This is a genomic window from Paraburkholderia podalyriae (genome assembly GCF_014397785.1).
Classification (GTDB): domain Bacteria; phylum Pseudomonadota; class Gammaproteobacteria; order Burkholderiales; family Burkholderiaceae; genus Paraburkholderia; species Paraburkholderia podalyriae.
This window is the reverse complement of sequence record NZ_VZQQ01000037.1, coordinates 22,601-46,394: the sequence shown is the minus strand read 5'-3', so window position 1 is coordinate 46,394 and position 23,794 is coordinate 22,601. Positions and strand designations below refer to the sequence as shown.

Annotated in this window: 23 protein-coding genes and 2 pseudogenes; 12 read left to right on the top strand and 13 right to left on the bottom strand. The window is 61.7% G+C overall.

What is annotated here, in order from left to right; translation table 11 throughout:
- Positions 1 to 564 precede the first annotated feature (564 nt).
- Both F6X42_RS29945 and F6X42_RS29940 read left to right on the top strand, forming a co-directional pair.
- Positions 565 to 948, top strand: a complete 384-nt coding sequence (locus tag F6X42_RS29945) for an SHOCT domain-containing protein (protein ID WP_187637653.1) — start codon at positions 565 to 567, stop codon at positions 946 to 948.
- Positions 949 to 1,003: 55 nt separating this feature from the next.
- On the top strand, positions 1,004 to 1,558 hold the full coding sequence (locus F6X42_RS29940; protein ID WP_187637652.1) for a hypothetical protein: 555 nt from the start codon (positions 1,004 to 1,006) through the stop codon (positions 1,556 to 1,558).
- A gap of 8 nt (positions 1,559 to 1,566) precedes the next feature.
- Here the strand turns inward: F6X42_RS29940 and F6X42_RS29935 are convergent, their stop codons facing one another.
- Entirely contained in the window at positions 1,567 to 3,153 is a 1,587-nt protein-coding gene (locus F6X42_RS29935; protein WP_187637651.1) for a phospholipase D family protein, read from the bottom strand.
- A 386-nt stretch (positions 3,154 to 3,539) separates the two neighbouring features.
- On the opposite strand from F6X42_RS29935, the gene F6X42_RS29930 reads away from it, so the two are divergent.
- A complete protein-coding gene (locus F6X42_RS29930; protein ID WP_187637650.1) occupies positions 3,540 to 4,328 on the top strand; it encodes a hypothetical protein in 789 nt (262 codons plus the stop codon).
- Positions 4,329 to 4,365: 37 nt separating this feature from the next.
- Here the strand turns inward: F6X42_RS29930 and F6X42_RS29925 are convergent, their stop codons facing one another.
- Complete coding sequence (locus tag F6X42_RS29925) at positions 4,366 to 5,640, bottom strand: hypothetical protein (RefSeq protein WP_187637649.1); 1,275 nt, start codon at positions 5,638 to 5,640, stop codon at positions 4,366 to 4,368.
- Positions 5,641 to 6,014: 374 nt separating this feature from the next.
- Between F6X42_RS29925 and F6X42_RS29920 the strand changes: the two genes are divergently transcribed.
- A complete protein-coding gene (locus F6X42_RS29920) occupies positions 6,015 to 7,088 on the top strand; it encodes an AI-2E family transporter (protein WP_187637648.1) in 1,074 nt (357 codons plus the stop codon).
- Positions 7,089 to 7,254: 166 nt separating this feature from the next.
- On the opposite strand, the gene F6X42_RS29915 is transcribed toward F6X42_RS29920, so the two are convergent.
- Complete coding sequence (locus tag F6X42_RS29915) at positions 7,255 to 9,369, bottom strand: glycoside hydrolase family 28 protein (protein WP_187637647.1); 2,115 nt, start codon at positions 9,367 to 9,369, stop codon at positions 7,255 to 7,257.
- Positions 9,370 to 9,729: 360 nt separating this feature from the next.
- Here F6X42_RS29915 and F6X42_RS29910 point away from each other — a divergent pair, with 360 nt between their 5' ends.
- From F6X42_RS29910 to F6X42_RS29895, 4 genes and pseudogenes are all read left to right on the top strand, one after another.
- Positions 9,730 to 10,209, top strand: coding sequence for a helix-turn-helix domain-containing protein (locus F6X42_RS29910; RefSeq protein ID WP_187637646.1), 480 nt, complete (start codon positions 9,730 to 9,732; stop codon positions 10,207 to 10,209).
- 151 nt (positions 10,210 to 10,360) lie between these two features.
- A pseudogene (locus tag F6X42_RS29905) lies at positions 10,361 to 10,507 on the top strand (MFS transporter); the annotation flags it as partial.
- A 1-nt stretch (position 10,508) separates the two neighbouring features.
- A pseudogene (locus F6X42_RS29900) lies at positions 10,509 to 10,853 on the top strand (amidohydrolase family protein); the annotation flags it as partial.
- Between the two features lie 120 nt (positions 10,854 to 10,973).
- Positions 10,974 to 11,387, top strand: coding sequence for a VOC family protein (locus F6X42_RS29895; protein ID WP_187637645.1), 414 nt, complete (start codon positions 10,974 to 10,976; stop codon positions 11,385 to 11,387).
- A gap of 82 nt (positions 11,388 to 11,469) precedes the next feature.
- Here F6X42_RS29895 and F6X42_RS29890 read toward each other — a convergent pair whose 3' ends face one another.
- The 5 genes from F6X42_RS29890 to F6X42_RS29870 form a co-directional block, all read right to left on the bottom strand.
- Positions 11,470 to 11,868, bottom strand: coding sequence for a 2-oxoglutarate dehydrogenase (locus tag F6X42_RS29890; protein ID WP_187637644.1), 399 nt, complete (start codon positions 11,866 to 11,868; stop codon positions 11,470 to 11,472).
- Positions 11,869 to 11,919: 51 nt separating this feature from the next.
- Positions 11,920 to 13,755: a S10 family serine carboxypeptidase-like protein gene (locus tag F6X42_RS29885; RefSeq protein WP_187637643.1), complete on the bottom strand. Its 1,836-nt coding sequence runs from the start codon at positions 13,753 to 13,755 to the stop codon at positions 11,920 to 11,922.
- A 498-nt stretch (positions 13,756 to 14,253) separates the two neighbouring features.
- Positions 14,254 to 14,622, bottom strand: a complete 369-nt coding sequence (locus F6X42_RS29880) for a DUF2784 domain-containing protein (RefSeq protein ID WP_187637642.1) — start codon at positions 14,620 to 14,622, stop codon at positions 14,254 to 14,256.
- An 80-nt stretch (positions 14,623 to 14,702) separates the two neighbouring features.
- On the bottom strand, positions 14,703 to 16,379 hold the full coding sequence (gene treA / locus F6X42_RS29875; RefSeq protein WP_187637641.1) for an alpha,alpha-trehalase TreA: 1,677 nt from the start codon (positions 16,377 to 16,379) through the stop codon (positions 14,703 to 14,705).
- Between the two features lie 361 nt (positions 16,380 to 16,740).
- Positions 16,741 to 17,541: a transporter substrate-binding domain-containing protein gene (locus F6X42_RS29870; RefSeq protein ID WP_187637640.1), complete on the bottom strand. Its 801-nt coding sequence runs from the start codon at positions 17,539 to 17,541 to the stop codon at positions 16,741 to 16,743.
- A 202-nt stretch (positions 17,542 to 17,743) separates the two neighbouring features.
- On the opposite strand from F6X42_RS29870, the gene F6X42_RS46015 reads away from it, so the two are divergent.
- Positions 17,744 to 17,947 carry a glutamate/aspartate ABC transporter substrate-binding protein gene (locus tag F6X42_RS46015; protein ID WP_246530278.1) on the top strand — a complete coding sequence of 68 codons (204 nt, stop codon included), beginning with the start codon at positions 17,744 to 17,746 and terminating at the stop codon, positions 17,945 to 17,947.
- Positions 17,948 to 17,974: 27 nt separating this feature from the next.
- Here the strand turns inward: F6X42_RS46015 and F6X42_RS29860 are convergent, their stop codons facing one another.
- On the bottom strand, positions 17,975 to 18,730 hold the full coding sequence (locus F6X42_RS29860) for a DeoR/GlpR family DNA-binding transcription regulator (protein ID WP_187637673.1): 756 nt from the start codon (positions 18,728 to 18,730) through the stop codon (positions 17,975 to 17,977).
- A gap of 78 nt (positions 18,731 to 18,808) precedes the next feature.
- Here F6X42_RS29860 and F6X42_RS29855 point away from each other — a divergent pair, with 78 nt between their 5' ends.
- A complete protein-coding gene (locus F6X42_RS29855) occupies positions 18,809 to 19,408 on the top strand; it encodes an NUDIX domain-containing protein (RefSeq protein ID WP_187637638.1) in 600 nt (199 codons plus the stop codon).
- Here F6X42_RS29855 and F6X42_RS29850 read toward each other — a convergent pair.
- The gene (locus F6X42_RS29850) at positions 19,391 to 20,125 is read right to left on the bottom strand and encodes a haloacid dehalogenase type II (protein WP_187637637.1); all 735 of its coding nucleotides are present in this window, start codon (positions 20,123 to 20,125) and stop codon (positions 19,391 to 19,393) included. The genes F6X42_RS29855 and F6X42_RS29850 overlap by 18 nt on opposite strands.
- Positions 20,126 to 20,313: 188 nt before the next feature.
- Here F6X42_RS29850 and F6X42_RS29845 point away from each other — a divergent pair, with 188 nt between their 5' ends.
- Positions 20,314 to 20,760 carry an SRPBCC family protein gene (locus F6X42_RS29845; protein WP_187637636.1) on the top strand — a complete coding sequence of 149 codons (447 nt, stop codon included), beginning with the start codon at positions 20,314 to 20,316 and terminating at the stop codon, positions 20,758 to 20,760.
- 181 nt (positions 20,761 to 20,941) lie between these two features.
- On the opposite strand, the gene F6X42_RS29840 is transcribed toward F6X42_RS29845, so the two are convergent.
- Complete coding sequence (locus tag F6X42_RS29840) at positions 20,942 to 21,181, bottom strand: hypothetical protein (RefSeq protein ID WP_187637635.1); 240 nt, start codon at positions 21,179 to 21,181, stop codon at positions 20,942 to 20,944.
- A gap of 273 nt (positions 21,182 to 21,454) precedes the next feature.
- Here F6X42_RS29840 and F6X42_RS29835 point away from each other — a divergent pair, with 273 nt between their 5' ends.
- Entirely contained in the window at positions 21,455 to 21,727 is a 273-nt protein-coding gene (locus tag F6X42_RS29835; RefSeq protein WP_187637634.1) for a hypothetical protein, read from the top strand.
- An 81-nt stretch (positions 21,728 to 21,808) separates the two neighbouring features.
- Here F6X42_RS29835 and F6X42_RS29830 read toward each other — a convergent pair whose 3' ends face one another.
- Entirely contained in the window at positions 21,809 to 22,714 is a 906-nt protein-coding gene (locus F6X42_RS29830) for a cation diffusion facilitator family transporter (protein WP_187637633.1), read from the bottom strand.
- 275 nt (positions 22,715 to 22,989) lie between these two features.
- Positions 22,990 to 23,757, bottom strand: a complete 768-nt coding sequence (locus tag F6X42_RS29825; RefSeq protein ID WP_187637632.1) for an ABC transporter ATP-binding protein — start codon at positions 23,755 to 23,757, stop codon at positions 22,990 to 22,992.
- Positions 23,758 to 23,794: the final 37 nt, after the last annotated feature.

The window sequence follows — 23,794 nt, the reverse complement described above, 5'->3', positions numbered from 1 at the left end:
TTTGCCAACGAACTCTTCATGCTGGCGCGGAAATTTGCGAGCTTAAGACCCGAACCTTCCCTGATCTCGACTCGGCAACCGAGACGTCTTTGTTCAGATTTGCTTACGAATGTGAACAGAGCGAATGGCGAGCGCGCATCCATTGGATGCATCGCAAAACGCTCTTTCGGCAATACCTGTGCGCCGCGAAACCGCCAACTTTTGACATTGCGTTCACTTACGCATATTCAATGCCATGCGACGTGATCGCCCCATCGGCAGAAATCGTCAATCGAACGCAATCCTTAAAAATTTCTCGCGTTACTCTATCGATATAAGCTATAACCTCAAAAAGGTCCGCATCATGCATTAGCCGCTCGCTAATAGAGGACGACAAATGAAATATGTGCCGCCGAACCCGATGCATGTCTTTCATACAACTCGCATGAATGAGCGTGCGCAGTTCATCTGCGGTCATGGTAAATTTTTAGCGCTGCTGTGCTGATCGCATGCGCCCTCCATAGCGGGCAGCCATAGGTCGAAATCCGTTAAGCCTTTCAATTTCAACCGGAATGGAGAACAACGATGCTTTTCTTTAATGACGGTTTCACATTCCCGAATTTTCTGGCCGACGTTTTCTCCATCTTCATCTTTATCCTGTGGTTCTGGCTGTTGATCACGGTATCGAGCGACCTGTTCCGCCGCCATGACGTATCCGGATGGGGCAAGGTTTTGTGGGTGATCTTCCTGATCGTCCTGCCGTATATCGGTATCTTCGCGTATCTGCTCACGCAGCACCGCGGCATGGCGGAGCGCGATCAGGCGCGGGCCAAGCAGGTGCGCGAAGATCTGCGCAATGTGGTGGGCTTCAGTGTCGCCGATGAAATCGAGAAGCTCGACAAGCTGAAAGCGTCCGGTTCCATTTCCCAGGAAGAGCACACGCGTCTGCGCGCCAAGCTTGTGCAGTAAGCCGCAGGTACCTGACTGCAACCATCAGCGAGCGGGCGCGTAACGGAAGGAACCTATGCTGACCCGTCTCGCCCACGTTCCGGACTCTGCCGCGCGAACCGCACGCGCGTCGTGGGCTTTGCGGCGCGCCGCGCTCACGTGCGTGACGGCGTTGATGCTCGCGGCATGCGCGCAACCGTGGCAGCAATTCCAGGCCGGCCAGGATCAAGCGGCAATCCTCGCCCGCATGGGTCCGCCGCGCGAGGTCTATGACCTGCCCGGAGGCGGCCGTCGGCTGATGTGGCCGACCCAGCCGATGGGCTCGACCACCGTCGCCGCCGACATCGACGCGTCAGGCAAGATCGTGACCGTGCGTCAGGTCTTGCAGCTGAGCGAATTCAATCGCGCGGAAATCGGCAAATGGACGCGCGACGACGTGCTGATCAATTTCGGCCGTCCCGTGCAAACGCAGTTTTTCCGGCTCTCACAACGCGAAGTCTGGTCGTACCGTTACATCGAAAGCAACATTCATCACATGCTGTTCAATTTCGCGTTCGACACCAATGGCGTGTTGCGCGAAACGCAGCGCACGCCTGATCCGTTGCGAGATCGCGATTTGCGGCGATTCTGAACCGCGGGCTACAGCAATGACTCGATCGGCATAATCGACAGCATCCACACTCCGAGTCGTCCGTACCACGTCGTATTCGGTTCGGTGTCGTGGCGGATTTCGACGTCGCCGTTCGTTTCGATCCAGTACAGCTTGCCATTTTCGTCGAGATGCACCGCGTACGCGACCTTAGGCAGCAGCGCGAGAAACTTGCGATCGACCCGCGTCGCGAGATCGGGGCTGTCGATGACGAGCCCAAGCTCGGTATTCAGATGCGCGGAACGCGGATCGAAATTGAACGAACCGACGAAGACCCGTTGCGAGTCCACGATGAAGGTCTTCGCATGCAAGCTCGACCCGGAGCTGCCGAACGGCCCCGGCGACTGTTCTTTCTTGTATGCAACGCCTGCCACGCGCCGCAATTCGTACAGATGCACGCCGTTTTGCAGCAACTCGACGCGCCGCTTCATATAGCCCGAGTGCACGGCGACGACGTCGGTCGCTTCGAGCGCGTTCGTCAACACGCGCACGTCGACGCCGTGGGCGGCAAGTCCGCTTAGATACCGGGTGCCCGTGTTCGCCGGCACGAAGTACGGCGATACGAGGTCAATCGACCGGGTCGGCTGGCCCATCACTTCGCGCAGCTGATGGGAAATCAGTGCTTCCGGCGGCGCGTTGTTCAGGCCCTTCGCGGGGTCGTCGCTGATCATCTTCGTTTTGGCCCAGTCGAGCGGCAGCTTGTCGTCGAGCAGGTTTTGCACGACGCGCGGACCGCGCAGCGCTTCCTTATAGGCCGCTGCCGCGGGGTCCTGCCCGATCGCCCGCGCGTTACGCTCCAGCGCGGCCAGCTCATCGACGCTCTCGTGCGGCAGAATCTTCTCGACCGGATACGCGGACGCGCTCGCCCAGTAGCGGTCGAAATCGCTCGAGACATCGGCCGCGGCTGGTCCGACCGCGAGTACGTCCAGGTCGGCGAAGACGACGCCGTCGGTGGCATCGAAGTACTCGTCACCAATATTGCGGCCGCCGAGGATCGTCGCGGTGGCGTCGGCGGTGAGCGACTTGTTATGCATGCGCCGATTGGCGCGCGAAAAGTCGGTCACGAAGCCGAGAAATTTCGGGCTGCGCACGACGAACGGATTGAACAGGCGTACCTCGATGTTCGGATGCGCGTCGAGCGCCGCGAGCGTCGGGTCGAGCGCGGAGTTGATGCCGAGATCGTCGAGCAGCAGACGCACCCGCACGCCACGGTCCGCTGCTTCGTGGATCTGTTCGAGCAGCAGCGTGCCGGTCAGGTCACCGCGCCAGATGTAGTACTGGATGTCGAGAGTGCGTTGCGCGGAACGGATCAGGTCCATGCGCGCGGCGAACGCGACATGCGCATCCGACAGCGGATAAATACCCGACAGCCCCGTGTGCGCGGCGAGTTCCGGCCCGACCGCGCGACCGAGATCCGTGGTGGCGGCCACCGCCGGCGGCAATGCATGCGACTCCTTGCGATCCTGGAGCGAGGGTAATGGCGCGCAGCCGACGAGCAGGCTTGCGCACAGCAGCGCGCACAGCGCACCCCTCCATCGACGAGGCGGAAACAACGGGTGGTGCGTCTGCGCTTGCATGGAGTCCAGGTCTTCCTTTGGGTCGCGCGACCCGGCCGGTTCCCGAATCGGAACATCGCGTGGCGTTGCTCGACAAAGCCTGGCTCGACCGCGTCGTACTGGCAGTGTCGCGCGCATTCTTGCACGCAGCTTGCATTGGTTCAGAAGAATACTATGAGGGCATGCCCATCGGCGCGCAGCCCGACGCTCTTGTTGCGCAAAGCGCTTTGTTCGATGATACGGGCAGCCTGCGCGAATCCGAACGGGGGGCAAACCCAGCCGTGGATAGACCGCATGGGTACTGTGCGATCCGGGGTGATCCGCTCCGCGTCGGCGTGAGGGGTCCGATTCATGGGGGTCCGATTCATGGCGCCTTCGAGCGTTCGCCCAATCTGGAGTCGAGCAACGTGAAGATCTCCCGCTTGCTGCTTGCTAGCGTGCTGCTTTTCGTGGTGGGCACCGCGCTGCAGATGATCTGGCCGCTCGCGCAGCCGGCTTCGTATCACCACTTCGCCGATCAACGCTCGCTGGGGCCGCTGCACAACGCGTCGGACGTGCTGTCGAACTTCGTCATTCTGATCGCCGGCGTGCTCAGTCTGCGCTGGGTCAGGCGGCATGCGCCGAACCAGCCGGCGCAATTTCCCGGCATGGTCGTCGCCGCGTTCGGGCTGCTCTTCACCGCATTCGGCTCGGCTTACTACCACATGGCGCCGACCGATGCGACGCTAGTCTGGGATCGTCTGCCGATGACGATCGTGTTCGCCGGCATCCTCGCCATGCTATGGACGTCGTGGAGCGGACAGCGCGTCGGCTGGGCGCAGATGCTGATCATGGTGGTCGTGTCGCCCGCCACCGTCGGCTACTGGCTGCTGTTCAACAGCCTGTGGCCTTACGCGATTCTTCAGTTCGGCGGGCTCATGCTGATCGTCGGCATGACGCTCACGCGCAAGGTGGACGGCGTGTTCGCGTGGACGCTCGTGATCGTCTTCTACGGGGTCGCGAAGATTTTCGAAAGCCTCGATTGGCAGGTATGGGATCTGACGCGGCACATGATCGCCGGCCATGCGTTGAAGCATGTGTCGAGCGGTCTCGCCGGCGCGGCGATGATTCTGGTCGCGAACGCGGCGCCGCGCCCGGCCGTGGGCATCGTGCCGCGCCGGCCGGACGGCATCGGGCATTCGGGTACGCCGCGTTGAAGCAGCTATGGCGAACTGACGTGGCTTGCTGCCGACGTCACTGCGGCTCGTACCACGAATACGTCGCCAACGTGCTGACCGGCGGCGTGCCGATCTGCAGCGTGATGTCGCGCAACGACGTCAGCTCGATACTGCGCAAGTCGCCCATATAGCGGCGGGAATCGCCGTTGTCGTTGATATACGCAACCACATTGCCCATGATGCCCGCGACGTTCGTGTTCGTCAGCGGCTCGCCCCAGATATCGAAGAACTCGCCGAGCGTATAGGTTTTGAGGTTCGGCGCTTCGATATGGATGATGCCGGTGTTGTCGTGCGTGTGCATCTCATACGTGCATTGCGACAGAATGCCGACGTTCATCGGCAACGCGAGCCACTGGCCGTCCTTGATGATCGCGAGGTGCGCGTGCACGTGATACAGCACGCTCATGTCCGGCGCGCAGGTCAGGCCGTCGACCGGCGTGCCGGTGCCGCCCGTCGACGTCGTGCCGTTCGGCCAGAACGAGGTACCGACCACGCCACCAAAGACGAGCGTGACCGGGTTCGGGTCGAACGGCGGCGGATCGGTCCACGTGTAGGTGGGCACTTGTGTGACAGGCGTGCCGACCATGATCGTGATTTCGGCGTGCGGCGTCAGCACGAGGCTCGCGGGGTCGCCCGTGTATTGCGTGAGCGTGCCGCCGTTGTTCACGTAGATCGCGATCGGCGCGCCGCTCAGACCCGCCACGTTCGACGCACTCAGCGGCTCGCCCCAGATCGAGAAGAACTGGCCGAGCGTATAGGTCGCGCCGGTCGTCGCGTCCATATGGATCTTGCCGCTCGAATCGACCGTGTGCACCGGATACGCGCAGCCGGTCGGCGTGGTCATGGTCGGCTCGACCATGCCGATGCTGGGCGGCAGCGTCAGTAGTTGCCCGTTCTGGTAGATCGACAGATGCGCGTACGTGTACGCGGTGCTGCGCAACGCGCAGTTCAGTCCGCCGACGGGCTGACCGGTTCCGCCCGATGACGTGGCGCCCGCGGGCCAGATGGCCCCGCCGAGCGTCGTGCCGTCGATGATCGGCGTCGCGGCGGCGAGCTTGGGTGTCGTGGCGCTGGCGTCGGATGCGCCCGACGGGCTCGATGCCGGTGTCGGACTCGATGCCGGTGTCGGACTCGACGCGGGCGCCGGATTCGATGCGGGCGTGGTCGCGCCGGCCGCGCCGTTCGAGCCGGTGCCAGCCGAGTCCGCGCCGCTGCCGCCACCACCGCCGCAAGCGGCGCATGTCAACACCAGACCCATTGCGACGAATCGCGACCCCAGACGTTGCAGCATCTCGTACTCCATGCCGTGAGATCAGAAGGATGCGTGTAGTCGAACATCACGCACAGACAGAGCGCGGCCATCGCAGGACACGCGCGGCGCGGGCTTCACTGCGTGGATTCGGCCGTGCGCTGCCACCGCGTGGCGCAGGCGCTCGCGTCGGACCACGTCAGGTGATTGAAACCGTTTAGCCCAGCGTAGCAGATGGGTTTCACCAGGGAGTCCGGCGCATCACAACGTTTCGCGACATTCTGCTGGCGCATTTCGAGGTGTCGGCCCCGAGTCGGTCGACGGAACGATCTGTCGCGCTTTTTCTGTGAGCTGTCATCGTTCTGTGCGAAGATCAGTGCTGTCCATCGCGCGACCCGCCGTGTAAGGGGGCAGTAATGACCGACAGATTGCAAGCGTCCGTATGCGTAGTGGTGCTGCTGCTGATTGTGGGCTGGGTGCTGTTTATCGGGCGCGCGGTTTTCGTGCCGATCGTATTCGGCGCGATCGCGGTGTATGTGGTGGTCGACTTCACGCGGCTGCTGCAACGCATTCCGGTAATCGGCCCGCGGCTGCCGGTGCAGTTGCGCTACGGACTCTCGATGTTCCTGATCGGCGCCGCGATCTTCTTCGCGGTCGACATGCTCGTCGCGAACTACGACGCGCTCGTCGCGCTCGCGCCGCGCTACCAGGACTCGGTGCTGCTGATGATCCACAAGATTTCGACGCTGCTGCACCTCGAAAGCGAGCCGACCTGGGAGTCGCTGCGGCGCAACGTGCTCGCGCAGCTGAACATTCAGGCGATGGTGACCGGCATGCTGGCGTCGCTGTCGTCGGTGATCATCGACCTGTTCGTGATCGTGCTGTATGCGAGTTTTCTGCTGGTCGAGCGCAGAACGTTCGGCGAAAAGCTGACCAACATGACCGCCAATTCGACCAACGCGGCGCGCATCCGGGGCGTGGTCACGGACATCAACCGGCGCATTGGCGCCTATCTCGCGTTGAAGACGTTTCTCGGCGTGCTGCTCGGTGGGATCTGCTGGCTCGCGATGCGCAGCGTCGGCCTCGAGTTCGCCGGGCTGTGGGCGATACTGACCGCGCTGCTCAACTACGTGCCATATATCGGCTCGGTGCTCGCGGTCGTATTCCCGGTGCTGATGTCGGTGCTGCAGTTCGGCGAGCTGAATTCGATCCTGATCGTGCTGGTGTCGCTGAGCGCGATTCACTTCGTGATCGGCAACATCCTCGATCCGTATCTGACGGGCAACTCGCTGAACCTGAGCCCGTTCGCGATTCTCGCGAGCATGGCGGTGTGGTCGGCGTTGTGGGGCGTGCCGGGCGCCTTTCTCGCGGTGCCGATCACCGCCAGCATGACGATCATTTTTTCCGAGTTCGAAATGACGCGGCCGGTTGCGGTGCTGCTGTCGAAAAACGGCCGGCTCGCTTACGGCAAGACCGAGCAGACCGCGTGAAGCGGCCGCGGCGGCGAGCGCGTCATCTACCCAGCGCATCAAATGAAAACGGCCCATGCGGAATAATCCGTACGGGCCGTTGAATGAAACACGTCTACCTCGACGCGTGCGGCTCACCGCCGCCGCACGCTGTTGCCATCAGCGCCGAGCGCTTACTGCCAGATGCTTACTGCGAAGAACCCGCCCACGTCTGGCCGGTCGTCGAAGTGTCGCCGATCGCAGGGAAGTCGACGTACGCTGCGCCGCAATCGACCGCCTTCGCGGTGTTCAGTTGCTGCGACGCGGAGCCGTTCAGTACGACGCGGTTCGCGGTCGACGGGAAGATCGGCAGATTCACGTTGTTCAGCGTCAGATTCGCGTCGGATGCGGTGACCGCGACGTTGTCCGGCGAATCGGCGAGCACGTTGTTCAGCGTGATGCCGAGCGGAATCTGCGCGTGCGCGATGCCGCCCGAGTTCGCCTCGAAGCCCTCGAAGATCGCCGACGTGCCACCGATGATATGGATATTCGACAGCGTGATGTCGTGGAAGTCCGGATACAGCGGCGAAGTCGGATTCGACAGTGCCTTCGTGCTGTAGTACGGCGTGAACAACAGCGCCTGGCCGCTATTGCGGATGCAGATGTTGTTGTAGTTGACGTTCGTCACGAGACCGCCGCGCGCCCAGTCGGACTTGATGCGCAGCGCCTGTTCGGAGCCATCGAACGAGTTGTCGTACACCTGGATGTTCGTCACGCCCGCATTGGTCTCGCTGCCGACCGACACGCCATGACCCGCGTAAATATGGTTGTGCGCGATGACGAAACCATACTTGCGATCGGTCGCGACGTCGCGATTGCCGTCGACACCATACAACCCCGAACCTGCCGGGCTCGGGTTGCTCGAACCCTTGATCGCGATGTCGTCGTCGCCGGTGCTGATGTAGTTGTACGCGAACACGACGTTCTTCAGGTAGCCGTCAAACGCGATCTTGCCAGCCGACGAAGTCGTGGTGCTACCGGTCGTCAATGCCTGCGTGACTGGCTTCGAAGCCGAACCCGGGTCGAACGCGTCGGTGTTCTTCGCGGTATCGACGGTCGGCACCATGCCCAGGTAGTTCGGGTTGCCGTTACCAGCCGGGTTGGCCGAGGCCGATGCCGACGGCGTCTGCACCTTGACGTTCCACACAGTGAGGCCGTCCACACCACTCGGCACGACGTGGAAGTTCGCACTGTTGTGCAGTGTGATGCCGAACAGCGTCAGGTTCTTCGCGTAGTTGAACACCATCATGCGGAAGTTCGACTGCGAGCCGACACCGGTCGTGCCATTCTCGACCATGTTGCCGAGCCACGCGAGGTCCCACCACGTCATGTGACGCGCCGAAGCCTTCGAGTTCACGAAGGTGCCGCCGTCGTCGCAGGCAGTGCCGTCCGGGGCCTGGGTGCCCGCCTTGTAGGCGACGTACGTGTTGGTGCAGCTCAGGTCGACGCGCATCAGCGGATAAAGGTTGTTTGAGCTGACGATTTCCGATGCTGCGCGGCCGTCGATCGTACCGCCGCCGACCACCGCCGAGTTGACGAGGTAGCTGCCGCCGATCAACGGCAGGCAGTTGCCCGAGCTGCCGGCCTTGGTCGAGCTGACCGCGGTGTTGGCGCAATATGGTCCGGCCGCAGTCGGTGAATAGGCCATCACGTCACGCGTCGCGTAGACGGTCACGCCGTTGTCGATCCACAGCGTGACGCCCGAGGGCAGTGTCAGCGGGCCCGTGATGAACGCGTTGCCCGCGCCGGTGCTCGACACGACGAGGCGCACCGCGAACTTGGTCGCGCGATACTGCGAGCCCGCGAGGGTTTGCGCCGACGCGCCCTTGATGTTGACGTTCGGCACGGCGGCCGCGGTTTGCGACGCGGCTGCCGCTGCGTCCGCGGCCTGGATCGCTGCGCCGACCTGAGCATCCACGGCGGCGCCGCAGGCGTCGAGCGCGGCCTGGATGCGCGCCTGGTCCGGATTCAGGATCGCCGACGTGGCGCCGTTGTCGGCTTCGGGTCCGAGTGCGCCGCTCGGCTGGCTCACGAGGTTGTTGCTGGCTTCGAGCGTGCTGCAGACCTGGTCGGCGCTCGGCAGTTGCGGTGCCGCGGGCAGGTTGGGGTCGTTGGTGGTGGTGCCGACCTTGAAGGCGGCGGGCGCGGCCGATGCCGCCGGCGTGGTGCTGCTCGTGCTCGACGCGGGCAGCGCATTATCGCCGCTGCCGCAAGCCGCGAGCAGCGCGGTCAGGCATGCTATGACGGTGACTCTGTAAAGCATGGGGTCATCCTTGTTATTAAGGAATGCGAGTGTTTAGATGCGTTCCGGCCCGGTGAAAGGTGCCGTGATAGGCCGACCCGCGCAGGAAAGTTGTAAGACGACATACGAATGTTAGGTGAAGGCTTCGTTTACGTACATGCAGTACTTACCCGAACTTACCTAACGTATGCGGTTTTTGAAGGATGGCGGCTGTCGACGCGCTCATCCACTGATCGCGCAGTTGTACGACAACCCATAAGGAAGCATTGATCGCAGCCTGTGACCCGGAGTTCACACGGAGGCATGCAACAATGGCCTCGCGCTGCGGCCACGGCGAGTGGCCATAGTGCGTATTCCGATCAACACGAGGCCTGCCACTCGATGACCAAGCCAACCTGGACGCGCGGCGCCGACGCACTCGAAGACCCGGCGCTGCTGCGTCGCCTGCTGCGTGCGAAAGACCGCATCGATGCGGCTTCGCACGAAGCCTGGCCGGTGCGGCGCCTGGCCGAAGTCAGCGGCGTGTCCGAAGCGCACTTCGCGCGTTCGTTCAAGCGGGCCTTTGGCGTGCCGCCACACCGCTATCTTTTGACGCGGCGTATCGAGCAGGCCACCACGCTGCTGCGCGACACCGACCTCGCCATCACGGACATTGCGTTTGCGACCGGCTGGGAAAGCCTCGGCACGTTCGGCCGCATTTTTCGCGACATCACCGGCCTGAGCCCGAGCGAGATGCGTGTGCAGGCACGCGCCGATCAGGCTGAACTCGATCGCGTGCCCGCTTGCGTGCTGAAGGCCGCGCAGCGCCCGGACCTGACGATCGCGGTTTTGAAGAAGCGCCGCCGCATGGCCGGCGAATAGCCGCAGTACCGATGTGTGCCGCGCTACGCCGCCCGGTGATGCTGGAATCCGCATGTTGGATGCGGTTTGCAACCAAGACCCGTCCATCTCGACTTTCTATACTCGTTCGACCATGCCAGCCGCCACGGCGCCCCCTTTCTGGAAGCATGCTATGTCGACGATTCCCGCACGCATAGAGCGCCTGCCGTACTCGAGCTTTCATCGGAAGCTGCTATGGCTGGGCGGACTCGGCTACGTGTTCGATGCGATGGATGCCGCCGTACTGGCCTTCATGCTGCCGGTGCTGCGCAACCAGTGGCGTGCGTGAAGCGGGCTTGAAGTCGCTGGAGATTTTCAAGCGCGCGGGCGTCAGGATGGGCTTCGGCTCCGATCTGCTCGGCCCGGGCCACCGTATGCAGAGCGACGAGTTTGCAATCCGCGCGCAAGTGCTGAGCCCCGCCGAGATCATCGGCAGCGCCACCACCATCGGTGCCGAAATTCTCGGCATGACCGGTAAGCTGGGACGCCTCGTACCGGGCGCCTATGCCGATGTGCTGGTGGTCGACGGCGATCCGTTGCGCGATTTGAACTCCCTGAGCGGCCAGGGCGAGCACATCCCGCTGGTGATGAAGGGCGGGCGCGTCGAATTCAACGAATTGCATTGAACCGGCGCGCCAGCCGTTTGTCGCGCTTCCGACAGCGCATACGATCCCGCCGACCGCAGTTTTGGAGAAGCGCCGCCGCGTGGCCAGCGATACAGTCGAGCCCTCAACCAGGGAGGAGTCATGAATCAGGGAATCAATGTGGTCGGTTTGTACGTCGACGATCAGGACGCGGCGCTTTCGTTCTACGTCGACAAGCTCGGCTTTCGCGTCCACACGGACGTGCGCAACGGTGCTTACCGCTGGCTCACGGTCCAGCATCCGGAGCAGCCGTCTTTCCAGTTGGGACTGTTCATGCCGGGGCCGCCGGTCCACGATGAAGCGACCGCGCAAACGCTGCGCGCGATGGTCGCGAAGGGCGCGATGCCGCCATTGGTGCTGTCCGTTGCCGACTGTCGCGCGAGCTACGAGCAGTTGAAGGCGCGCGGCGTGGAATTCACGCAGGAGCCGGTCGATCGTTTCGGCAGCGTCGATGCGGGCTTTCGCGATCCGGCTGGCAATGGATGGAAGATGATCCAGGCGGCAGCGGAGAAGTGAAGCTCAGGCTACGGCCGACGGCACGTTGCACGATGGCAACGCACCGCCGGCCGTCATCCCGGACTAACGGACTAGCGGGCCATCACTGCTGATGCTGCTGCAGATACTGCCTGACGTCATTTAACGTCACACGGCCCGAATGCGCGGCATCGATCTCGTCAAAATGACGGGCGATATAGCCGAGCCCATTGTTTTGCGCCTGGGCCTTGGTGATCGACGAGCCGTTGCTGAGTACCGAATTCGCGCCCAGTCTGTTCTCGATGCGCTGCTGAGCCTGCTGCTGCAGCGTTGAACCGGTGGTCGGCGCGACCGCGTTCGCACGGTTACGAGGAAAGAACGGACCGTCCACGCCGTGTGCGCCGTTGGGTAGCGTCACGGGCGCCACCGGCTGAGGCGGCAACGCGTGCGCACTGCCGACGGCCACACCGAGGACGATCAACGCCAGCGTACGTCGCAAGATATCGATTGAAGACATGATCATTCGCCATAAAAAGTAGTCAGAGGGTCTCGCGCGGAGCGAAACCACCATCAATCAGGGCGCGGCCGCGGCGACCGCCTCGCTCGTCGGCGTAGCGGCTGACGCTTCGTCGGCCCACGGCTGAGGCAGCGTCGCGAGCGTCAGTGCGCCTGCTATCGGCTTGCCGCCATAGAAGGCCGCGAGATCCGCCTTCATCTGCGGGCGCGCCACGTCATCCAGATAAATCATATGTCCGCCCTGGAAGAAGTTGACCTGCAGATTCGGGTTGAGACCCTGGACCGTCTTGAGCCGCGCAAGCTGCTTCTCGGTATTGAAGAACGGCGTGGCGAGATCGTGGAAGCCGTTTTCCGCCAACACCTTCAGCTGTGGATTCATCTTCAGCGCGCCGAGCAGATCGGGGATCGTGTCGGGCAACGGCTGGCCACCGTGCGAGAAGTTCCACACCTGGATGATCGCGTCGTTCAGCGGCATGTACGCCGCGTTCGGTGCCGTGTAGCCGAGGTAATCCGGCATCTGCGTGGCCAACGCATTGGTGAACGGCTGCGAGATCAGGATGTCCGACGGGTCGCCATCGGTCTGCAGACGCGGGTCCGAGTTGGGTAACGACACGCGCCCATCGTAGCGGCCGATCGTCGAGCCCGGCACCAGCGTGATGTTGAACGGATTGATGTTGAAGTAGCCCTGCATCGCCTGCAACGTGAGGCCGGATTCGGCGTCCCACACCTTTTCTAGCCACGTCGGCGGGAAGTTCGGCGGTCCCGCGTAAGTGGGTGCGCCGAGCTGGCTCAATGTCCAGTACAACGAGTAATTCTTGAACAGGTTGTAGTTGGCGGTCACGAACGCCTGGCTGCGAAGCGCGTAGAGCGCCTGATTCACTGGCGTTGGCGATACCTGGTTGTAGTACGCCGCGACCGCGGCATAGCCCGGCATGTAGCCGCTCAGCGTATCGGTTTCGAGCGCGAGCTGATCGGGCGAACCCGTGATCGCCACCGCCTCGATCGCATCCGCGAAGTAGTTCAGGATCGACGACTGCAGCGTGATCCCCGTCAGATGCACGCCGGCCGATTCGAGCGCGAGCGTGAGGATGTCAGTGCGAGGCGTGCCGTACGATTCGCCGTACAGATAGATCGGCGAGCTGCTGCGCGAATTGACCGTCAGGTAGCGGATGATGAAGTCGCGCATGACGTTCGCGTCCGCATCGGTGCTCCAGTAGGTCTGATTCGTGTTCGGCAGGATCGCTTCGGAAAGGCCCGTGCCCGGCGGATCGATGAACACGAGATCGGTCGTGTCGATCAGGCTCTCGGTGTTGTTCACGAGCGGGTAGTTCGGCCAGCTCGTGCCGTTCAGCAGCGGATCGGTGGTCGCGACGCGCGTCGGCGCGAACGATCCGAGACGCAGCCAGATCGACGACGAGCCCGGCCCGCCGTTATAGACGAACGTGACGGGGCGCGGTTTGCCATCTGTGCTCGGCGCCGTGTAGGCGACGTAGGACATCGTCGCTTCGGGTGCGCCGCTGGTCAGATCCATTGCGCTCAGGTGACCTGTGGTCGTCGTGTAGTTCACGGTGGTACTGCCGGACGTCCATTGGTAATGCATGATCGCCGCTTTTTCCGCGACCAGTGACGCGGCGATACCAGACGTTGCACTCGTCGAATAGGTGACGGGATCGATGTAGGGCTGATTGGCGGACGGCGTTTGCGGCGCGGACGCGGCTTGCGCCTGATTGGCGACCTGCGCCATGCTGCCTGGTACCGCCGACGCCGACGAACCTCCGTCGCTGCCGCCGCATCCGGCGAGGATGACGATTCCGAGTGTCAGCGCGCCTAGCGCGGCTAGCCGGCCATGACGACGGACGCGGCCATCGTCGGTACTCCTTCTGTCTGGTTTCATCTCGTTCCCTGGTGAGTGATACCGCTACACAAAGGCCGCTTTTCGCCGGTCGCGCGCGCTGGAGATCGAAAAACCCGCACCGCACTCATAGGCACGCAGCGGTTGCATGGACAGCTTTTCCGAATGCATTAATTCAAAATACTTGCATTTATATTTCTATTTACTTTCCACAATTACCGATTGAATGGACAAAGGAATTCCCTGTCGATTTATCTCGACATTTCAAGAAAAATTTAAAAATTGAATCTTTCGGATACTTACAGCAAGACTGAAAATAGGCCGTGAATCTAGGTCTTGTCAAGGGACCCGGCAGTGATTATGCGATTCGGAAAACCGCGGACGTGGTTTATCCTTATTGCATTGAATAGCGACGATGACTGGGAATTTCCGTGGCTACGCCGTCGGAATTATTTGCGCTTGAAAAATCAATTAAATGGTAAATTTAACCGCTGAAAAATGCACATTAAATAGAATTAAGTCAACCCTATGCGCATAGTGTCACGATCGTGGTGGAATTCGGTACCAGGTAAGAATCACTGCCAGCAAAAACGCGACATACGCGAGCACGAACACCCAGCCCGGAAAGTCGTAATACAGCCACGCGCTAACCCAGCGCTGTATGAAGCCTTGCGAACCGGCCGTTCCCGTGCGCAGTTGGTCCTCCAGTACGGTCAACGGGCACGGCACATCGAGCACCGCAAGGCTCGCCACGATACCGATGGCGAGAAGATGTCCGGTCCGGAATAGGCGATTGCGCGCCCACGCGAGTTGCAAACCGTAGGCTATCCAGATCGCGAATAGTCCGCCGACGATAAATAGGACGATCAGCGCGTGCAGCACGAGAACAGTATTGGCGAGCCAGATCATTCTGCTTCCACTGGAATGATTTGCCTACGAGGTCTTCACAACCTCGCAGGCATGCACTCGCCTGAAAATGCCGCGGCGATTCACTGCCCATGGCCATACAGATCGAGCAACATCAACGTTACGCCATTAGTCCATCCGAAGCCATCCTGCAGCGGATACTCGCCGCCCCCGCCACCGCCTTCTCCCGCGCCTTCGACGACGTACTTCTCGACGAGTTTCTGCTGCGTGTTGTAGACGTTCTGGACGTCCGCGAGAAAGCGCGTGCCGATCGGCTGCGCGAGGTCGGCGCGCCCATAGCGCTTGAGGCCCTGAATCGCGATCCAGTGCAACGGCGCCCAGCCGTTCGGCGCGTCCCATTGCTGCGTGGTGTTATAGATCGACGTCGCGAGGCCGCCTTGCTTGAGCAGCACGTTCTGCACGGTCTGCGCGGTCTTCCACGCGCGATCGGGCCACGCCACGCCGGCCATCAACGGATACAGCATCGCTGGTGTCTGGTTGTCGCGTGCCTTGCTGAGTTGCCAGTCGTAGTCGCCGTAATAGCCGTTGCTATTCCACAGATAGCGGTTGATGCCTTCCGCGCGCCGTGCCGCGTGGCCGATGAACTGCGCGACGCAACGGAAGTCGCGTGTCTCCGAGCAGCCGCGCGCGATCGTCGTCTCCAGATGGAACAACAGGCTGTTCAGATCGACCGGGATGATCGATGTCGTGCGCACCGTGGCGAGCGTCTGGTTGTCGCCGAACCAGCGCGAGCTGAAATCCCAGCCGCTTTCGGCGGTCGCGCGCAGATCGCGATAGACCTGGTTGGCCGGCCGGCCGCTCGCCTGCTGCGAGGTCTGCACGTCCTCGAGGTACGACTCGTCACGCGGCGTGTCGAGTTCGTCCCAGTAGCGGTTCAGCACGGTGCCATCCTTGAGCACGACGACATTGCGCGTCGCGCCGCCGCGCGGCGTGCTGGTCGAGCCCTGCATCCAGTACGCGTACTCCTTGCGCAACTCGGGCAGGTACTTCTGATAAACCTTGTTGCCTTCCTTTTGCGCGGCGAGCTCGACCATATACGAGTAGAACGGCGGCTGCGAGCGGCTGAGGTAGTACGTGCGATTGCCGTTCGGTATATGGCCGAACGTGTCGATCATGTACGCGAAGTTGTCGAGCATGTCGTCGACCAGATCTTCACGCCCGGACTCCTGCAGCCCCAGCATCGTGAAATAGGTGTCCCAGTAATAGCCTTCGCGAAAGCGGCCGCCTGGCACGACGTACGGTTTGGGCATCGGGATCAGCGAGCTGTAGTCGGGCGCGCTCGTCGTCGTGCGCGTGAGGCCGGTCCAGAGCCAGTCGATGTGCTCGCGCAGACTCTGGTTCGGCGGCGGCGTGATGCTCTGATCGGGCGGCGGCGTGAAGTACTGGTTGACGAACTTCAGCAGCGAAAAGCCGGACTGATTCTTCTGCGTTTCGTATGACTGCACGATCGCGGCGGGACTACCATTCGGCGTCGCGTCGACGAACGTCTTCTGGTCGGGGAAGATCTGCGCGGTCTGCACGGCAACGAACAGATCGCCGTACAGAATGTCGGGCGCGGGCGGCAGCGCGGCGCCCACCTGAGTGTCGGCCAGACAGCTCGCGGACGCGAACACGAACGTGGCGATGCATGCGACGCCGATCGTGATCGGCGAACGTCGCGGCACGAAGTACTTGTTTGGGCTGACAGAAAGATGCGCGTTTGATCCGATGCCGGTGCGAGACAGTGACTGAATGTTCATGATGCCTCCAAGGTTGTGGGCATTTCACTGGTCTCATCGCACGCCATTCGATGCCGTCTGCCGGCGATATGCGAGTCCGACACGAGGTGGCCGGATCAATGGCCCCGAAAGCATCGCACGCTTTCGAAGCATCAGGCAACTGCGGCGCAGCACATCCTGCATCCATTCAGCATGAAGGACGAAACGTGAAGAACGAAGGGGAAGGTGGGCGCAATCGCGTATTTGCGCGTGCTTCGTGATTCGAAGCAATGGAAGCGTTGATCGCGAGCGATTCCGCGAGAGAAACCGCTCGGCGAGCAAACGGTGTACCCGCGTCGACCATTCGGCAAGTCGGCGCAGGTGCGCGAGAACGACGAGAGAATTACTGTGCGATGGGCTGCGTCACGTCCGTGCCGAACCAATGCATCGAGATCTTTTTCAGCGTGCCGTCCTGTTTCAGTTGGGTTAGCGCGTCGTCGAGTGCTTTCGCAAACTTCGGATTGTCCTTGCGGAACGGGATACCCATCTCCTGATCGGCGCCTTTCAGCACCGCGCCCGTGCGCAACGGCAACTGCGAGTTCTTGATGATATATGGCAGCATCAGCCGGTCGTCGATCGTCGCGTCGATACGCTTTGCGGCGAGATCGCGCAGCTTCTCGGGCGCGCCCGGATAAGTCAGCACGTTGATGCCCGGTACTGCGCGCGCCATCTGGTCGTAGTTGGTGCCGAGCGTCACGCCGATCTTCTTGTCGCCCTTGAATTCGTCGAGCGATTTGAACTCGCGCTTGTCGTCCGCTCGTTGGATCAGCTGTGCGGCCGAGTACGTGTATGGCTGACTGAAATCAAGAATCTGCTTGCGTTGCGGCGTAATGGTGACCTGATTGATGATCACGTCGAATTTGCCGCTTTGCAGGGCCGCGATAATGCCGCTCCACTCGGTCGGAATAAATACCGGCTTCACGCCGAGCTTCGCTGCCACGGCCTTCGCGACATCAACGTCGAAGCCCTCCAGTTCGCCGTCCTTGTTGCGCGAGTCGAACGGCGGATAGGTGCCTTCGAGACCGATCTTCAGGACTCCGGCCTGTTTGACGGAGTCGAGCAGATCTTCGGCGTGAGCCGCGACTGCGGTAAAGCTGAGAGCAGAGAGCGCCAACGCGTTTATAAGCAGCTTCGAAAGTTTCATTGAGTGTCTCCTCTGTACTTGAATATCAGGCTGCGCAACGCAACGATTTCACGATCGTGTCCGCAACCCGGCCGTGTCGTCTCTCAGAACAAGTCGGGTTGCGGGCGTCATCCTAGCACTCCAAAAGTCGTCTGTTTTATCTTTGTTCGGAAGCGGGCGCGCGCAGGCCGCCGGTCCGCAGACGCACGAGGCGATTGCCTGCATGTTGCCGAAAGGCGATGCGGCGATGAAGACGATCGTCGATCGCGCGATTGCGAAGATCGAACGGGACGGCGAGGGCGGGAAGCTCTATAAAACGTGGTTCATGTCGCCGATTCCGCCGAAGGGTATCAACCTCGACATGCCGATGAGCGACACGATGAAGGCGGTGTTCGAGCATCCTAACGATCGGCCGATGGACGATTGAGCGCGCCGGGTGTCGACCTCGATACCCCTACGCCCGCACCACGGTCACTCCCGCCGCTTCTATCGGTTTCGTCGATGCCGCGCTGGTCTTCTTGTCGACCACGATGGTCTGCGCGAGCGTGATATCGCCGATCACGAACGGCGACGCGGCGTTCAGTTTCGACGCGGAAGCCAGCACGACCGTTTCCGCCGCGCGCGCGGCAAGCGCGCGCTTGATCGCCGCTTCCTCGAAGTCGCCGGTGCTCAGGCCCGCGCTCGGATGCACACCCGTCACGCCCATGAAGTACAGATCGGCATGGATGCGCGCAATGCCTTCCATCGCCGCGGCGCCGACGGCGACGATCGAATGTTTGTAGAGCCGCCCGCCAATCAGGATCACGTCGACACACGGATGCGCGGCAAGCGCCGTGGCGACGCTCGGGCTATGCGTGACGATGGTCGCGTGCAGGTCGGACGGCAGTTCCTGGACCAGTAGCGCCGACGTGGTGCCGCCGTCGACGATCACGGTTTGCCCCGGCGCGATCATCTCGACCGCTCGCCGCGCGATGCGCCGCTTGGCGGCGGTCTCGATGTCCTGACGCTGCTCGAATGACGCGAGCGCGGCCGACGCGGGCAACGCGCCGCCGTGAACCCGCTGCAACCGCCCCTGTGCGGCCAACTCGCGTAGATCGCGGCGGATCGTATCTTCCGACACCCCAAACGCCGCGCTCAGTTCGCCGGCCAGCACCTGGCCGTTGCGCGCGAGTTCGTCGAGGATCGCCTTCTTGCGTTGGGTCGTCAACACTGTTTGCACGAAACATCTTGAAATTGCACGAAATTGCACGGTACCATGAATCCTTGTGGCTCGTCGACGGGAGGCACCATGACTGCAACGAAAGACCGGATTCGCATGGTCGGAACGACCTTGCTATCGGACGACTGGTACACGCTGAAGAAGGTGACGTTCGACTTCCTGCGCCGTGACGGCACATGGCAGCGCCAGAACCGCGAGACCTACGATCGCGGCAACGGCGCCACGATCCTGTTGCACAGTCCACGCACCGGCCACGTGATACTCACGCGACAATTCCGCATGCCTGCGTTCGTGAACGGTCACGACGGGATGATGATCGAAGCGCCGGGCGGATTGCTCGACAACGCTTTGCCGGAACAACGCATCCGGCTCGAAGTGGAGGAGGAAACGGGGTATCGCGTGGATCGGGTCCACAAGATTTTCGAGGCCTACATGAGCCCGGGATCCGTGACCGAAAAGCTCTATTTCTATGTCGGCGAGTATGACGCTTCGATGCGGGTGAACGATGGCGGTGGCGTGGAGGACGAAGGCGAAGATGTCGAAGTGATCGAAATGCCGTTGCAAACCGCGTTGCGAGCAATCGACGATGGCGAGATTGTCGACGGCAAGACGATCATGCTGCTGCAGTATGTTGCTTTACGTGGGCTGGCGTCAGCGCGCGCAGCCTAGTTGCGTCGCGAGTTCGTGCAGGTCGTCGACGACGAAATCCCACGCCTCGTCTGCCTTCAGATCGCTCGTCTGATGGGGACCATGCTCCGTTGGCCGCCCTACGAAAGCGGTGCTGAGGCCGACGCGTCGGGCCGCGGCGAGATCGTTGTTATGTGCGGCAACGAGGCATAGTTCGCGCGGCGCGAGGGCGAGAATCTCCGCCGTTTCGCTATAGACCCGTGGCGAGGGCTTGTAAGCGCGGACGACCTCGGCACCGAGAATGGCATCCCACGGCAAACCGGCACGCTTTGCGATGTCCATCATCAGGCGAATGTTCCCATTCGAGAGTGGCGCAATGATGAAGCGCCGCTTCAGTCGATGCAAAGCGTCGACGGCATCAGGCCAGGGGTCCAGACGATGCCAGGCGAGGTTCAGCTCATCGATCTCCGGCTCCGAAGCGTTGGCGATGCCGAAATGCGCGAGCACTTTGACGAGGTTTTCGCGGTGCAGTACGTCGAGCCGCACATACGGTCTGCGTCCGCTACGCACTTCTTCCATCGCGGGCGAATACTCGCGACGCCACGCATCCGTGAATTCGGACACGTCGAGATCCGGCGCGTGCCGCTTCAGAAACGGTTGTGCTTCGCGCGCGACACCGCTGCGCCAGTCGACCACGGTTCCGAACACATCGAATACGAAAGCTTTGATGCCGGTTTGATTCGTCGAGTCGATGCCCATGACCTTCCTTTATCGCTGTTGCAAGAACAATCCATCTCAGGCGAAAAGCAAGCAAGCGAAAGCAGCAGATGCGACGGCTCGTGTCGGTGCCGCCTACGGGTTTTGCCTGGTCTCGTGCGTGTCGATTCCCGCAACGCGGGAGCGTCGTGAGAGTATGTTCAACCCCTCCAGTGAAAGGCGAACTTACCATGGCTACCGGAACCGTCAAATTCCACCGCGTTTTGCGCACGACGCCCGAGCGTGTGTATCGCGCGTTCCTCGATCCCGCCGCGATGGCGAAATGGCTGCCGCCGTATGGCTTTACCTGCGACGTGCATCAGATGGATGCGCGCGTCGGCGGCAGCTACAGGATGTCGTTTCATAACTTCGGCTCGGGCAAGGGTCACTCGTTCGGCGGCGAGTACGTCGAACTCGTGCCATTCGAAAAGATTCGTTACACCGATCAATTCGACGATCCGAATCTGCCCGGTCAGATGCATACCACCATTTCATTGCGGCAGGTGTCGTGTGGAACCGAATTGAGCATCGTGCAGGAAGGCATTCCCGAGATGATTCCGGTCGAAATGTGTTACCTCGGCTGGCAGGAGTCGCTTGCGCAACTGGCCAAGCTGGTCGAGCCGGAAATCCCGGACTGACACGATAAAAATAGGCTGGCTGCTGTGCCACTAGAGCAAGGGGTGAGCACCCTCCGCTCACCTTTCGGGCAACGCTTGATGAACGTGCGGATTTTCCCAGTGAACAGGAGGCGATTCGCACTAGCTACCTGGCGAAGCGGTACTTCATCAAACTGCTCGTCAACCAAGCGTGCGTGCGAGCTTAATCGGAAGTGACGGAAGTCTCGGCGAGACCGGATTCGATAAGAATCATCATCGTGGTCTGCAGTTCGTCCAACGGCGTAGCAGTCACCGCAATCGCTACCCCATCGGATTGCGGAAGCAGTCCAGCGAATGCCGCAATACCCGTCCCGCAAAGTGCTATGAGTACGGCGGCAGCCAGTACGGCTGCACTGCCGCGAACCGCATGCTTGGGAGCGAAGTCCGCAAAACATCGCATCATGGCTATCTCCGGTTGACGCAGTCTTGGCAAGCAATGGTCGTGCCGACGTAGGGGGCGGTCAGGGAAGACTGCTGTCGGCAGGGCGGTTTTGCGTTGACTGCTTTTGCGACAGTCACGAAGTGAGCTGAGATGGTGGGAGCCGCCATACACTTTGACCCGCTGCGACGCTTCGGAGCCAACATTTCGTGATTGTCGTGTACCGAATACTGACGCATGCCGACGAACCAAGGCGCCAGCGCTAGACTTGCTCGAGCAACCAGAAGGAGACCTGTGATGATGCGCAAGACGCTCAATGCATCGCAGCTTCAGCAGGAAGTCGACCGGCGAATCCATCGACTGCCGGAAATCGTCGAGGATGGCGTCAAGATTCGTGTGCCGCGACCGCAGTTGCAAGAGGCTGACAAGACAGGCTGCAACTGGAACATGACCCACTTCGGCAACGCGGTCGGTTTCGAGCGCGACATCGAGGCGGTACTCAAGGCCGTGCGTGCGGAATACAACCTCAATACCGAAGTGAAAGACACCGGCAACCCGTTCGGGGACTAACCGCGAAAGACATCGATGCGTTGTTCGCTTTTGATGGCGTGGGCGCTCACGGTGCGCTGATCCGTGATGTTTCGAATGGCGTCACAACCAGCGCGGGTCGCGCGTGAACGCGACCGTCAGCCAGCGGTCCGGGCCCGATTCGCCGATCGCGCGCGAGATCCTGTCGCGGATCTGATCGAGCTGACGCACGCCGGCGTGCTCCATCGCCTCGGGCAACACGATGTGCACTTCGACGAACAGACCCCGGCCGACGCGCGTCGCATAGTGCGAGTGCTTGACAAAGCCATAGTCGGCGGTCAGTTGCCGCATCAGGTCGCGCAACTCGTGCTCCAGTTCCGGCGGCGTGATCAGCAACACTTCCTTGACCGCGCCGATCACGGTTCCGATCGGCACCGGAATCAGGACGAGCGTCAGGAATGCCAGCACGCCTGGGTCGATGTACGGCGTCAGGTGGCCGTGCCCGATTCGTTCCAGCAGCCATGCAATCGAAAATGCCAGCAACAGCGCCGCGCTGATGCACGCCGACATCAGCCAGCTCTTGATGTCGAGCCCGATCAGTTCGGAGTCGATCGCGCGATTCACGCGCCGCTCGCGCAAGAACATGACGAAGGCGAACGCGGCAACCACCCCTGCGTAGAAGATGCCCCAGCCGAACTCGAGCTCGTGGCCGCCATCGAGCAGGCCTTTGACCGCGTTGATGAATGCGTAAAAGCACAGCACCGACAGCAGACTGCCGTTGAACACGAGCACGAGCGGCTCGATGTGCCAGAAGCCGTGCTGAAAGCGTCGACTGCTCTCCTGCCGCAGCAGGCGGGTGACGAGCAGCGACAGGCTGCACATCGCGGCGTCAAGCGCGGAGAACATCCCGTCGAAGATGATCGCCAGCGAGCCGCTCAGAATCCCGACCGCGATACCGAGTCCGGCGATCATCACGGTGCAAAGCAGCGATTGTTTGAGGATGCGCTGTTCCAGGTCCGTTGCTTTCATGGTCTGAGTGGCCGCCCGGGGCTGAAAGACGTTCAGGAGTGAAGGGAGTATATCGGCGCGAGTGGCCAGAAATATCGCCGCTCGGTTGACGACTCGAAAACGCGACTAACGGTCAAGCCGATTGACGCCTGCGCGGTTGCCGGAGGGAGAGAGCGAACACTCGGTGTATCTGTGAACAGCGCGGAGACCAGTGCAATCTGGTGAGTGGCGCAGTCGTTCTGGAGATGATTCGGGATAAGGCGCGAGGCTGAACGATGCGCCATACCCCGCCGCCGCTACTTCAACCGCCCCGCCAGGAACTGCTGCAACCGCTCGCTACGCGGATTCGTCAGCACCTGTTGCGGATGCCCTTGCTCCTCGATCTTGCCCTGATGCAGGAACACGACATGATTCGACACGTTGCGCGCAAAGCCCATCTCGTGCGTGACGACGATCATCGTGCGGCCTTCTTCGGCGAGTGCCTGCATCACACGCAGCACTTCGCCGACGAGCTCGGGGTCGAGCGCTGAGGTCGGCTCGTCGAACAGCATCACCTCCGGTTCCATCGCCAGCGCGCGGGCAATCGCGACGCGCTGCTGCTGACCGCCCGACAGATGCGACGGATATTTCTTCTCCGTGCTGGCCGGCAAGCCTACCTTGGTCAGATACTTGCGAGCACGCTCTTCGGCTTGCGCGCGGCTCAATCCCAGCGCGCTGATCGGCGCCTCGATGATGTTCTCGAGCACCGTCATGTGCGCCCACAGATTGAAATGCTGGAACACCATCGACAGACGCGTGCGCATCGTCTGCAACTGTTTCGGATGGGTCACGCGTAGCGAGCCGTTACGGTCGGCGCTCGTGTTGATTTCCTCGCCGTTCAGCGTGATGCGGCCGGAGCACGGTGATTCGAGAAAGTTGATGCACCGCAGAAAGGTGCTTTTCCCGGAGCCGCTCGACCCGATGAGGCTAATCACGTCGCCCGCCTTCGCCTTCAGCGAGACGCCCTTCAATACCTCGTTGTCGCCGAACTTTTTGTGCAGGTCGTCGACCGTCAGCTTGTACATGCTCGTGTGCTCCATCATGGCGCGAATGCGCCCGGGT